The 13,481-nt window shown below is 42.7% G+C and carries 12 protein-coding genes; 4 read left to right on the top strand and 8 right to left on the bottom strand.

Features of this window, described 5'->3' with window-relative positions:
• Positions 1-9: 9 nt before the first annotated feature.
• From AB4558_RS19630 to AB4558_RS19615, 4 genes are all read right to left on the bottom strand, one after another.
• Positions 10-915, bottom strand: coding sequence for a DMT family transporter (locus AB4558_RS19630; RefSeq protein WP_017064603.1), 906 nt, complete (start codon positions 913-915; stop codon positions 10-12).
• 48 nt (positions 916-963) lie between these two features.
• Positions 964-2,655, bottom strand: coding sequence for an SgrR family transcriptional regulator (locus tag AB4558_RS19625; RefSeq protein WP_017067296.1), 1,692 nt, complete (start codon positions 2,653-2,655; stop codon positions 964-966).
• Positions 2,656-2,808: 153 nt separating this feature from the next.
• Positions 2,809-3,042 (bottom strand): DUF3389 domain-containing protein, encoded by a 234-nt coding sequence (locus tag AB4558_RS19620; protein ID WP_017064605.1) that lies wholly within the window; start codon positions 3,040-3,042, stop codon positions 2,809-2,811.
• Positions 3,043-3,137: 95 nt separating this feature from the next.
• A complete protein-coding gene (locus AB4558_RS19615; protein ID WP_017060067.1) occupies positions 3,138-3,563 on the bottom strand; it encodes a hotdog fold thioesterase in 426 nt (141 codons plus the stop codon).
• 139 nt (positions 3,564-3,702) lie between these two features.
• On the opposite strand from AB4558_RS19615, the gene AB4558_RS19610 reads away from it, so the two are divergent.
• Positions 3,703-4,491 (top strand): M48 family metallopeptidase, encoded by a 789-nt coding sequence (locus AB4558_RS19610; RefSeq protein WP_372073435.1) that lies wholly within the window; start codon positions 3,703-3,705, stop codon positions 4,489-4,491.
• A 136-nt stretch (positions 4,492-4,627) separates the two neighbouring features.
• Here AB4558_RS19610 and AB4558_RS19605 read toward each other — a convergent pair whose 3' ends face one another.
• The gene (locus AB4558_RS19605) at positions 4,628-5,710 is read right to left on the bottom strand and encodes a site-2 protease family protein (RefSeq protein WP_372073437.1); all 1,083 of its coding nucleotides are present in this window, start codon (positions 5,708-5,710) and stop codon (positions 4,628-4,630) included.
• A gap of 358 nt (positions 5,711-6,068) precedes the next feature.
• Between AB4558_RS19605 and AB4558_RS19600 the strand changes: the two genes are divergently transcribed.
• The 3 genes from AB4558_RS19600 to AB4558_RS19590 all read left to right on the top strand — a co-directional run bounded on the left by AB4558_RS19600 (position 6,069) and on the right by AB4558_RS19590 (position 10,537).
• Complete coding sequence (locus AB4558_RS19600; protein WP_050654485.1) at positions 6,069-7,316, top strand: porin; 1,248 nt, start codon at positions 6,069-6,071, stop codon at positions 7,314-7,316.
• Between the two features lie 14 nt (positions 7,317-7,330).
• A complete protein-coding gene (locus tag AB4558_RS19595; RefSeq protein ID WP_372073439.1) occupies positions 7,331-9,751 on the top strand; it encodes a VolA/Pla-1 family phospholipase in 2,421 nt (806 codons plus the stop codon).
• A 228-nt stretch (positions 9,752-9,979) separates the two neighbouring features.
• The gene (locus AB4558_RS19590) at positions 9,980-10,537 is read left to right on the top strand and encodes a PhnA domain-containing protein (RefSeq protein WP_017060062.1); all 558 of its coding nucleotides are present in this window, start codon (positions 9,980-9,982) and stop codon (positions 10,535-10,537) included.
• Between the two features lie 83 nt (positions 10,538-10,620).
• On the opposite strand, the gene AB4558_RS19585 is transcribed toward AB4558_RS19590, so the two are convergent.
• The 3 genes from AB4558_RS19585 to AB4558_RS19575 all read right to left on the bottom strand — a co-directional run.
• Entirely contained in the window at positions 10,621-11,772 is a 1,152-nt protein-coding gene (locus AB4558_RS19585; RefSeq protein ID WP_017069662.1) for a BamA/TamA family outer membrane protein, read from the bottom strand.
• Positions 11,773-12,033: 261 nt separating this feature from the next.
• On the bottom strand, positions 12,034-12,939 hold the full coding sequence (locus tag AB4558_RS19580; RefSeq protein ID WP_017060060.1) for a LysR family transcriptional regulator: 906 nt from the start codon (positions 12,937-12,939) through the stop codon (positions 12,034-12,036).
• Between the two features lie 122 nt (positions 12,940-13,061).
• The coding region (locus AB4558_RS19575; RefSeq protein WP_372159022.1) for a hypothetical protein at positions 13,062-13,481 on the bottom strand (420 nt) is incomplete at its 5' end.

Below are 13,481 nucleotides of genomic sequence, written 5' to 3'. Positions count from 1 at the left end.
TTGAACTCTTTATTTCTTAAGTTTAGGGGCGACAAGAACCAAGCTTATCCCTAGAAGTATAACGGTTGATGAGACTATAAATTGCATGGTGACAGGTTCAGATAAAAGTAATACACCACCAAGTGTCGCGATAACTGGAACAGAAAGCTGTGCAATAGACGCCACCACGGTATTCAGCTTTTTCACCACGTAATACCACAAACTATAACCCACACCAGAAGCCACAGAGCCCGATATAACCGCGTAAATCAAACCTTGTTCAGTGATAGACACTTGCGTTAACGCATTAGGAATCAAAACTAACAAGCTTAATGCCAAAAGGATAACTAGCGAACTGAATCCAAAGTTAGCGGTGGTCGATTGCAGTGCGTTTGACGATGTCTTTCCTGCCAATGTGTAAATGCCCCACCCAACTCCGGCCAGAGACATCAAGATAATAGAAACTAAATCAGGTGCCTGTGTCGATTCCGTTGGCATTAATAAATAAACAAGCCCTGCTACCGATAACAAACATCCGCCCCATTCAATCAATGACATTCTGTTGCCAGAAAACAAGTGCGCGGCAATCATCGTAAATTGCACCGCGACAAACAACACCAGAGCACCAAGACCTGCGCCAAGCTCTAAGTAAGCAAACGAAAAACCAAACATATACACGAGCAGTGACAATATTGATGTGAGTTGAAACTGTGATTTGAGCTTTGTGTATAGCGATGTGTTACTTGCTAACTCACTTTTAGCTTTAGATTGGGAAGATAAAGCTAATAAAATCAAAAGCGTAAGCGCACCAGATAAGATGCGAACGATCGAAAAGCTCAAAGGATCGATCGTTTGATCCATTAAGGCCCAGCGACACAGAACTGAATTCGCAGCAAATGCCACCAGCGTAATAAATGTAACCATCAGAGTTTGCATCGTTTTTCCTAAATGAGTTATTTGGTCCTAATTGAGTTTTCTTGGATTTCAATCAACGTCAGGCTTCACCCAAACTTGGCTAAAGTCGAACCAACCTAATGCATTACATTTCGCGTTTTGCAACGTACCACATTGATCTTTATTGACGCCTAACCAGCAATGGAACATCGGGATCAATTGATTGCTTTGGACTAGTTGTTTACCTAACTGTCTTGCTGGGAATTGCTCGAATTCACCAGAACGCCAACGGTCAATCATGTGACACCATTGGTCGAAGTCTTCTGCCGGGCTAGATTCATCAAGAAAACTGTAGTCCATTAACCAGCCAGCCAAGGCGTCGTCTCTGTTATTGGCGATGCCCATAGGGTTAATCCAAACATCAACATCATCGGCGTGCGGAGGATCGGTTTCGTAACCGTAAAGATCAACATCGACGTTGTATTGCTTCAGCACCGTGACAATCGCCTTTGCAAGCGTTGGGAACATTGGGTGTTGGCATTGATACGCTAATCTTATGGTAGGCTTCGAATCTGCTGGTGGACAAACGGGCACTTTTAACTTTATGTCATACCAACCGGGTTTTATCCCATAAGCGTGTAACACGCCCAAATCGATAACAGTCTCTTTTGGAATATGAACAAACAGATCCGCCGCATTCAACGCGTTAGATAAAAACTGTGCCCATGCGGGATCTTGTGCAATACCTTTCTTTCTATTGAGCAGTAAATACGTGCAGCCAGGATCGAGTTCTACTTCATCGCTATCGCCACGGTCGGCCATAACAGGCTTAGATAGGCTTGGGTAAACCATTGAAGAATAAGCCTCATCCACCACCCAAACTTCAACGCGATCAATTAACGGTCTAAAACCAAAGTACCCATTAAAAGCGGTTAACACGAGTTGTTTCTCGTCGTTCTTTTCAATGCGATAAGGTCCCGTTCCAATCGGTCGAATATCGTAGTCTTCACCACGTAAAGTGATCGGTAATGTGACTTTAGCGACCGATTCCGTTAGTGCGAGGGGAAAATACTTGTCTGGACGTGTGAGAAAAACATCTACTACACAATTTGCAGGTGAAGAGACATCTTTGATATGCGAAAACATGTTGAGAGGTTCGAGTGCAAGCAGTGTATCCACAACATGATTGGTTAACAGAGGTTCCCCGTTATGGAAACGAACACCGGGTCTCAAGAAGAATCGCCATTGGTAATCGCTAATCTGCTGCCACGAGTGCGCAAGATCAGGCTGGAGCTGATCGTTTTCATCCAAACGCGTTAGACCACTGAAGACTTGGCAGGCGATGTGTTGCTCTGAACGACGCATAGACTTTGTCGGATTAAGCATGGATAGCGGACGGTAATAAGGCAAACGAATAACTTGTTCGCCTTCTTGATACTGTACACCCAAGTAGTTTTGAATAACTTGGGTGAGTTTGGCAGCATTGTGATCAAGCACTGACAGCGCCTGTCCAATTTTGCCTTCTTGTAAATAGCGTCTTGCTAGGTTCTCGCTGACATCACAACGATTCTGTTTAAAGATAAGTTGAGATAACTTCCCTCGACCAGCTGCAGGTAACCATTCTACCCACCCTTCTTCTTCAAGCTTGTTGAGTACCATTCGGGCATTACGACGGGTACAACAAAGCACATCCGTGATGTCGTCGAGTTGAACATCAGAATCTTTACCATCGAAGTATTCAAACAGGGTTTCAAATTGAACGCGAAGTCTTGGGCTGCTCATAAAGAGGAAAACTTATTCAAAGGACATTGAATTCAGTTTCCCTATTTTATGGCGTAAAATCAATATTACTGACACAATTTTATTGTGAATTATGAGTACGACATCCTAAGATGTTATTCAATCTTAAGGGTTAAGTGCCTTTACCGTAAAGGATTACATTACATCGCAGCCAATTTCATTAGCGATTTCACGGAGCTGCTGTTCATCGTCTAATTTTATCGACCATTTACACTCAGAACCGTTAGCTGAAATAACATTTGCCCCTTTTCCGATCAATTGAATTGCATCAACTTGGGCTTGCAGCGTGACTCTATGCTCCCCATCTAAACGAACAACCAATTCATGTGCGGTTGCGATGACTTTTCCACTTTTAAACGTTATGACCATGGGCTTCTCGGGTTACTTCTTTAAATACTGATTGCTTGTTCTAAGTACTGATTATTTCTTCTAAAGACAAAACCAGCGTACGACTGCCTAGTCTGTTATCGCTTATGTTTCTTAACGGCAATGGTTAAACGGCTGGTACAAACTAAGCGTTGACGATCATCAGTGATATTGATCTGCCATACTTGAGTAGAGACGCCCAAGTGAATAGGCTCAGCAGTACCAATGACATGCCCTTCACGCATTGACCTTACGTGGTTCGCATTGATATCGAGCCCAACGCAATAATAGCCTTCTGGTACGCAGAAGTTTGCAGCCAATGAGCCAAGCGTTTCTGCTAGCACAACCGATGCGCCGCCATGAAGCATACCCAGTGGTTGGTGCGTAAAGTGACAAACCGGCATGGTTGCTACCAAAGAATTGTCATTTACTTCGGTGTAAACAATGTTGAGGTGTTCAATTAAGGTATTTTTTGAGGTCGCGTTGAAGGTATCTAGGTCAACGGGCTTTTTCCAAATACTCATATAGGTTCCTTAATTATTGATCTTGTTATCGCGTGCATAGCTTTTTTCTATATTACCGCTGTTAGTTATCTTACAGCCCTTAGCTATTACGCAAGTTGATGTTAACATGCATAAAAACCGAATACACAGAGGATATTGTATGACGTCATGGATGAAGTTTGCCTCGCTTCTCACACTTGCAGGCCTAACCGCGTGTAGCGCTTCTCCGACAGGCAGAAACCAATTGCTGCTTTTTTCAGATAAAGACATGTCTCAGCTTGGAGCACAGTCTTTTGAACAAATGAAAAAAGAACAACCCATCAGCAAAGATGCCAAAACTAACGCTTATGTACAGTGCGTAGCGAACAGCATCACTCAATATATTCCTAAACAAGGTTTTAGTGAATGGGAAGTTGTTGTGTTTGATAGTGATCAAGTGAACGCATTCGCCCTACCTGGCGGAAAAATCGGTGTATACACAGGGTTACTCAAGGTTGCAGTCAATCAAGACCAACTCGCGACGGTTATCGGTCACGAAGTGGCACACGTTTTAGCGGACCACAGTAATGAGCGCCTTTCTCAGTCTCAAATCACTAATACGGGCTTATCTATTACTAACGTTGCGTTAGGTGCATCAGAATACAAACAGTATCAAGGTATGACGATGGCCGCGTTAGGGTTAGGCGTTCAATATGGCGTTATTCTACCGTATGGGCGAACTCAAGAGTCTGAAGCCGATGTTGTTGGTTTAGAGTATATGGCTCAAGCAGGTTTCGATCCAAACCAAAGTGTCAACTTGTGGCAAAACATGGCGAAAGCATCAGGGGGTAATCAACCGCCAGAGTTGCTTTCTACGCACCCTTCCCACAGTACGCGTATTAAAGATCTACAAGCAACGATAAAAACGCTTCCTCAATCAGGTTCACCAAGACCAAATTGCAAAGCGTAATCTAAGTAAGAATCGCCTAGCTGGTGTAAATACAAAATGCCCTATCCATATTGGTTAGGGCATTTTCAGTTTCTTGCTTGCTAACAGTTCAAGTGCACTAAGCAGCTGGATAATTCCAACAACAGAAACTCACTCGTTAAGTACCAAGAATTTGTAATGGTAGGCTTAATAGCTGATCACCAGTAGATGCAAAATACCAGATAACACCAATCAAACTGCTCACTAAACCTACATACCAAACGAACGACACGACTTGCCCGTATTTGTCTAACGGTAACAAGTGACTGTGATGACGTCCTTTCCATTCAAACAGTATTTCAACACTGCCCATGATCAATAAGAAACCAAACAGGGTTAAATTCAACTGATAACTCAATACCACACCAGCAACGGCAGCCGCGACACAAAGTACAATGCCAAGCACACTGTTCATCGAGAAACTGATACTTTTTAGTACATGTCCGCCATCGAGAGGCAAAATTGGTAATAGATTAAATAAGTTTAATAACGCGTTAAATACCGCAAGCCCAGCGAAGAACATTTCGCCAGTCGCCCAGTACAACACCATAAATATCAACGACAATATCAAGCCAAACAATGGCCCCATGATTGAGATAACCACATCTTGCCAACGCGTATTAATCTTTTCATCGGATAACGCCAAGCCACCAAGAAATGGTATCAAATAGATCCCTTTGGTTTTCATGCCGAAGTATTTCATCGCTCTAATATGACCGTACTCATGGAACATTAAACAGGCGATTAAGGCCAAAGCGAACTGAATTGAAAACAACCATGAATAGGCCGCTAAACTCGCAGAAGCAAGTACGACCTTGATTAGCTTGGCGCTTTTAAGCGCTTTCATACCAAGCGACACCAACCCAATTAAGCTAAAACGCTTCTCTGGTTTAGGAGCGACAACAGGAGTTTGTTGTTCAATATCTTTGGTGTTTCGATTGCCTTCGGTAATGGTTTGCCCATTCACCGACGCTTTATACGTCATCTCAAACGGTTGCCACTGAACGGTCGATTCAACGTGACACTGCAACGTTTCTTCGCCAGCGCGTAGTGTAAATTCGTGTTTTCGGGCGTCTTCTTGGTCTGTGGTCGCATCTAATTGAGATACCAAAGTGTTATCCCAATACAACTGTTGCCACCCTGCCATTGATCCTTCTAAACGAAGCGGTTTTCCAAGAAACTCTATCGCGAGTAATTCCAAACTTAAAATTCCAATTTAATGACTTCTAACGAGTGTCGATATTATGCCGATTTAGCGAATGGTGGTAAACAGAAACAAAGTTGTTACATATTGAGCTATTGAACACTATTTATACCGCAACGATGCATAAACACTCTGGTCACACCTCCAACCACGAATAAATTATTGATTATACTTATATTATCGATGTTAAAGTGCCGCCCCTTTAAAACATAACCTCACAAAATAACAACTCTTTCTTTGACTTTATATAAAACATGAATTTAACATGTCATTTACATTAGAGCTTCAACACCAAAAATGCTCAGTGTGTTTTCAAACCATAATAACGAAATTCGATGCCCTAGGAGGGTCAAGGATGAAAACAATACAACGCTCTCTCGTTTCACTTTCAGTACTATTTGCATGTAACTCACTTGCGGCTGGTTTCCAAGTTGCTGAGCATTCTGCCTCAGGTCTTGGTCGTGCCTTTTCAGGTGAAGGTGCAGTAGCTGATAACGCGAGTGTACTAGCGAGAAACCCCGCCGCAATGACCCTATTTGATACAGCCCAATTTTCAGGCGCGGTTTCTATCGTTGATCCAGAGGTTAACGTTTACGACGTTGACGCTAACGAGCATTCAAAAGATGTTGCTCCATTACAAGTCGTGCCAGCCGCATATTACATCAGCCCAATCAACGAAAAATGGGCTTGGGGTATCGGTATGTTCACCAATTATGGTGTTGCTACGGATTACCCTGATGACATCTCGGCAGGTGATATGGCTGGTGATACGTCGCTCTTATCTGTAAATCTAAATCCAAATATTGCGTATCGCGTGAATGAATCATTTAGCGTTGGTGCAGGTTTAAACCTTGTGTATGCGGAAGCTGAACTTACTCGCCATAAAGGCGAGCTCGCTAACTTTGTTGGTGGAAATCCATCTGACAAACTTATAGGCATGACCGGTGAAACATTTGCCTATGGTTGGAATGTTGGCGCGATGTATGAGCTGAACGAAAACAATCGCTTTAGTATCGCTTACCGCTCTTCTGTTGATCTTGATTTCGATGACGGTGAATTTACCAGCTACGATTCAGGTAGAGCAACATCTCCCAAGGTTGATGGTCGTCTTCAAATCGAGCTTCCTTCTATTCTGGAGCTTTCAGCATTTCACCAACTTAACGAACAATGGGCAATTCACTACGGTTGGCAACAAACTGATTGGAGTACTTTTAAGGAGTTAAAAGCAACAAGTCCAGATTGTACTGACAACGGTGTAGCTGGTCAGTGCTTCTACAAACCTGAAAAATATGAAGACAACAATCGATATTCATTAGGCGCGACGTACCAACTAAACAGTAAGTGGACATTAAGAGCTGGTTACGCTTATGACGAACAAGCTGGTGAAGCAACTTTAAGCATTCCTGATAGTGATCGTATGTGGTACAGCGCTGGCTTCACTTATGTTTGGAGCGAAAATATGACTGTCGATGCCGGATTCGCACTTGTTGTAAGTGATGACGGTGAGTTCACTGAGACAAATGGTGCCCAGCAAGAAAGGACGTTCGAAGCAGAAGGTACCGCTTACCTTTCTTCAGTTCAGCTTAACTACACTTTTAACTAAATTAGGATCGTATCATGAAACGTAACTTTAAGATTTCTCTACTATGTTCAGCGATCCTGCTATCAGGTTGCGGCGACAACACTGAAAGTTCGGGAACAAGTAACCAGCAACTTGAAGCCTATCTAGAAACGTCTTTGGCAAGAGCGACAACTCAAAAAATGCTCTTGCAAGGTAGTAATGCATCAGTTCCTTTAAGCAATAACCTATTATTTGACTCTACAGATGGCACGTTAGCGATCCCAACAGGTGGCGACGATAGCATTTCTAACCCAAAAGCAGCATTAAATTATGCCGATGGTTTTTCGACCAGCATGCCAATTTACATCGAGTTTGAAGGCGACGGTTTTGGTGATACTCCTGGAGTTGTTACTTCCGGAGTGACATTGTTGAAGCTTTCTAAAAAGCTAACAGACACATCCACAGCGGCTCAAGTACCAACACCTGTTGCTAGCTCTGAATACAAAGTTTACAAAGTAGGCTCAAACCTAGCAATTACACCTAATACTCCTTTTGATGAGAAGTCTGAATATTTGCTTGTTGTTACTGATGACGTTACAGATGTAAATGGTAACCCAGTAGGTACATCGCAAAGCTATGCGGCTCTCAAAACAGCCACTAAAACTTATTCAACCGGTGACTTAGCTAGTGCGCAAACTTTAATTAAAGGTCAAGAAGCTATAGCTGCCGCTGTTGGTATTGATGCGGAAAAGATTGTGTATTCAGCTTGGTTTACTACAACTTCTGTTGGTGATGTTCTTGCCTCTACAGCATCGTTGATTGGCGGAATGATTGATGCTGGGGCCCCACTTTCGACTTATTGGAATGGCAGCGCAAACCCAAATAATATCGATCTGACAAACGCTTACAATCTTAGTTTAGATTCCTCATCAACAACACCATTTGCTACAGCAATCGCTGCAGATGCTGACTTTAAAAAATATCTTGCCGATGACGATGCAACAGAAAATGCCACTTTGATTGGAGGGATAAATCTCCTTTACTCTAACGCTGGTATCAGCACTACGTCGGTAAACGTGACTAAAGGTACTGTTCAACTCCCATATTTCTTGGAAACCGATCCAACTAAGTTCTCTACAACGCCATTTGCATCAGCATTGGACAGTTTAGCGGTTATAAAAAGCGCACTAACGGATAACTCTACAAGTTCTTTCGTTGGTGGAGAGTTGGTTAAATTAGGATTAGACCCAACAAACCTTAGCGCAGCTGATGTCACGACTTTAATGGGAAAAACACTCACAAAGGACGCAAGTGGAACAGCTCTAGATAGTGATCGCATTGTCACTCAGTATTCACCAATACCACAAATTAAATCACTTGAAGCTGTTGATGTGCTTTTGTTTACTCCTGTGACTGACCCAATAACCGGGGTTGTAATCTACCAACACGGTATTACCTCTGTAAAAGAGAATGCGTATGCGTTTGCGGCAAACTTAACGGCTGAAGGTCTTGCTGTCATTGCAATTGACCACCCTATTCATGGGTCTCGTTCACTTGCCGGAGGTGCTATTTCAACTAACGATAATGCTCTGTACTACTTGAATCTAAGCGCTTTGCCCGTTGCGCGTGACAACATCCGTCAAAGTGCACTTGATGTAATAGGTCTTCGTATGGCACTTGAAAAAGTGGGGAATGACTTTACTGGTACACCATTAGCCGGAGTTGATGTAAAAGACACAACCGTTAAATTTATGGGCCACTCATTGGGCGGTATTACTGGATTTACGTCAGTAGCTACATCTGAAATTGCTGGTACACATAAATTTAGCTCGGCGGTATATGCTAATTCAGGTGGGCACATTGCTGAATTACTCTTCGCATCGGAAACCTTTGGCCCCGAAATTAAACACAATCTAGCTAAACAGTTAAATGCAACGTATCGGGATTCAGTGGCTTCAGCTTGTACTGCGGCTGACATTGAAGATGGCGATTGCTATACCGCTTTTGCTAAGGAAAATCCAACTAGTGCCGCAGCAATTGAAACTGAATTAGTTGCATTTAAAGTCGCCGCTCAAACCCTTATTGACACGGTCGATCCACATTCAATAGCAAACACTGAGGACCAGTCATCAATTAGCTCTAGCTATCCAACGTTGTTGATCCAGTCGCAAAATGATGAAACGGTACCAAACAATGGCAATGATGATAATGGTGCACCGTTATCATATACGGCTTCATTTGTTGGCTCTGAAGGGTTAGATTCGACGTTAGGATTGACTGACTCAACAAAAGCTAGCCCTTCAACTGGGAATCGTGTGTTTGTTCAATATAACGAAATAGCTAAACACTCAACGATCATCGGACCGCAAGCAGACCTTTCTGATGCCACTCATACCCTATCAATGAGAGCTCAAGTAGCTGATTTCTTAGAATCGGATAGCCTTGATGCAGCAGCACCGGATGCTTTATTGGAATAACTAAGACTTAAGCTTTTCACTAAACCAAATGCCAGCCTAACCGCTGGCATTTTTGTCTCTGTCGTTCGAACAAGTCCCCTAGTTGACCGTTTGCATAAAACTTTAAAACACAAATGGTTGATCTCAGCTAAAATTAATCAAGACAGAATACCGTACGACCTCTTTCTTTATTGTAAATAAAGTGGATAATAGCCCCGTAATTTAATACCTAATAAATGTGAGTCCATTATGTCTTCTGAAGCTACTATGCTAGAACGCTGCCAATCTAAATGTGAACTATGTGGTTCTGATTCTTCTCTTACTGCATACGCAGTGCCGCCACACAGCCACGTAACAGTGGATCACGGCATCATGGTATGTGACAAATGTCTTGGTGAGATTGACGATCCTAAAGATATCAACCACTGGCGTTGTCTGACTGACAGCATGTGGAGCCAGGAAGCGCCAGTTCAAGTAACGGCATGGCGTCAACTTACTCGTCTGAACACAGAAAGCTGGGCTCAGGACGCGCTAGACATGATGTACCTTGAAGAAGAAACATCAGTTTGGGCACAAATCGGCATGTCTGCTGATGACAAGCCTCTTGATGTGAATGGCGTTGAACTTAAGAAAGGTGACGACGTAACAGTAATCAAAGACCTGCCAATCAAAGGTACTAACCAAGTGATTAAGCAAGGTACTGTTATTCGTGGTATCAGCGTTGGTGACGATCCTAAGCTTGTTTCTGGTAAAACAAACGGCGGTCAATCAATGTACGTAATCGCTGAGTTCTGCCGTAAGAAGTAATCTTACTGTAAGAAAGTGATAGAAAACGAAAAGGCGCTAATTAGCGCCTTTTTTCTTGGAAAAATTTAACCTATTCCGTTGTTCTAGAAACCACTGCCTACGTTAAAGTAGATAGCGCGTTCTTCATGGCTTTGCGCATAATCCATCCCAAGGTGCAAACCGTAACGTCTCGCGATTTGGTATCGAAAGCCGACACCTCCGGCATTGACGGTACTGTCGTGGCTTATGCCGTTATCTTGCTTTGCAACCCCTGAACCGTAAAACCCAGACACCTTCCAACGATGAGTGATGCTATACGTCAATTGGCCTTGGATTGTTTCAATCTCATCTCCTTGGTACCGATAAGATGACACCCCGCGTAACGACACGTACGGTTTCGCTGTGGGTGATACAAACAGGTCTTGCTGTTCGAAGCTTTGATAATTTGCAGCCAAGCCTAACGTCCATTTATTGGCAATTGGGATATAGGCTTCGCCATCTATGTTCAAATTTCGGTAATTGTAATCACTGCCAATCGCATCGTCGTACACCATGTAATCTGCAGACAATTTGTAACCTTTGGTTGGATAAAATAAATTATCTCTTGTGTCATATTCAGCCTCCAACCCTAAACCAGAAGTAACCGATTCGTTACCCAAAATTCGGTCTAAAACCATGTTATCAAATTCAATCTCAGACTTAGCTAATAACTGCTTTATTCCCAACATCCAAGGCGTATGCCCAATCCGGAACTGCACCTTTTGTGAAAGTACGGCTACCGAAGTTGACGTGCCTATTCTAAGGTCATGATCTATGGGGCCCCAGTTGATTGATGTGTACAAATCCAAATTCGCAACACCAAAGCCGCCGCCTCCTGTGTAACGAATGGAATCATTCATCCAAGATCGTCTATGGCCACCAAATACAAACCAAGTTTCGTTCTCTGTCCCTACTGCGCCCACTACTGACATTGCTGAGGGTACTAACTGCGCACCACCATCTATGGCAGAAAGAGCAGCTTGCTTTCTTTGTCGCTTTTCCTCATCCGTCTCATGTAAAAACAAACCAGCCACACCGCCGCCGTACCCCACCGCAGGCTCGGTAATCAAAATTGGGATAGGCAAAAAGCCATATGCGTTTTCCGCAAGGTGATGCCCCATATCAAATTGACCATCAACAGGATCATAAAACGATGCGAAAGAAGATGTTGTAAATAAAAAGCAGGAAAGAAGAACAATGCCGCCGCAGCGAGTCATAAAATTTGCCTCATAAAAAAGACCGGGTAACGAAACCCGGCCGAAAGTTTGCTTCCTTGCAATAAACATAGAAATTAAACACTTATTGCCAATAAAGGGGGTCCTTAATCGACGGGCATAGAATAGGCCAAATAATGGTGTTGCCCTACTCCTATATAGAGGATGTCGCCCTACAAAATTAAAGAGCTTTCGAGATGACAGAAACGCAAAAGGCTCATATAAATGAGCCTCTATTAATAAGTTACCTACATTCTTCCTTTGCTAATATTGACTCAATACTCGATCAACATGTTCTTGTATAACAGATAAAACCGATAATTTTACATCCTTCACTTGCTTAGAATGATTGCACCAAAGCGCAAAACCGAATTTGAATCCTTGGTGCATTTCAGACGACTGTATAGGTTCAATGTCGTAATGGGAAAATTCAGAATGAGCAAACGTTTTTGGTAACAGTGCCCACCCTAAACCGGCTTCAACCATTTTAATAACTAACGCCAATTGATCGACTTCTTCGTTATCGGAGCTGATGGTTACTTTTTCTGACATTCCCTCTTCAATAAACGATCTCAAGATAAACTGCGTTGAATTTCTTAACGCTAAAAGTACATCCTCTTGCGCCAAAGATGAGAACTCACCATTTTTTTGAACGAATGGGGAAAACTCAATGTGACCTAGAAAAGTCGCATCAAAGCTGTGTATACCCCGGCTGTCATGCACATTGACTAATCCAAAGTGGTACTCGCCACTTTGAAGGCCCTTCTTAATATCCTTTTTGTTTCGGATTAAAAAGTTCACTCGCATCATCGGGAAATCACGACGCAGTTTCTTTCGAATATCCAAAAGCATTTGATGAGGTATCACACCAGAATAAGCAAAGGTGATGTTTTCCAACCCGCCATAAGAGAGGCTCAATGCTACCTTATCGAAGGTACGAGCTTGTTCAATGGTTTGTTTAGCGTAATGGTAAAGAAGATGCCCGTCTTCTGTCGGCTTTACAGAGCGCCCAACCCTTTCAAATAGGCTTACCGCGAGTTGGTCTTCAAGGTTAGTAATAACCTGCCCGATTGTCGTTCTGTGTTTATTGAGTTTAACGGCGGCTTTGCTGAAAGAGAGTTGGTCATAAACGGTAACGAACGCGAGAAGTTGTTCAATGCTGAAATTCATTTTGTTGTGCTTACTTTTAATCGTTATGTATTTAAATTATCACAGGTTGGCGAAATATCTACTTTGTCAGAATAATATTAGTGAAAATAATTCGTCAATTTGAAACAAAAAACCTACTTAAGCTAGTAGGTTTTATCGTTGATGTCAAACGAATAACTTAAATTGCATTCGATAACTCGAGCTAGATAGTTAAAGTCCCCAGAATCACCGTGGTAATTACGGTAAACATCGACACTGAAATATCTAGGTTGGTCCACTTGAATATGCTCAGCAATTCGCTGCTCGATGGATTCTAGAGTTTCACCTGTTTGCGAGTAAATGTATTTCTTGGTGGTCTTTTGAAGCTGGCGTTCTTTAGCTTCTTTGTGTGTGACGTAATTGTTCACGTCAACCCACTGACCAATGTAGTCAATCTCCACGTAGTCTGAATTTTCTTCAACCATGAACAACGCCGCTTCTTGTTGAACGTCGGCCAGTTGTAGCATGTCGTTATCGACTTTTTGCTGTTCCATTGAGGTCACATTTTGTGCCATGGCAGCGCT

Source organism: Vibrio sp. 10N.222.51.C5, from assembly GCF_041474575.1.
GTDB classification, from domain to species: Bacteria; Pseudomonadota; Gammaproteobacteria; order Enterobacterales; family Vibrionaceae; genus Vibrio; species Vibrio crassostreae_C.
Note: the sequence above shows the minus strand (reverse complement) of the source record. Positions and strands in the feature narration are given on the sequence as shown.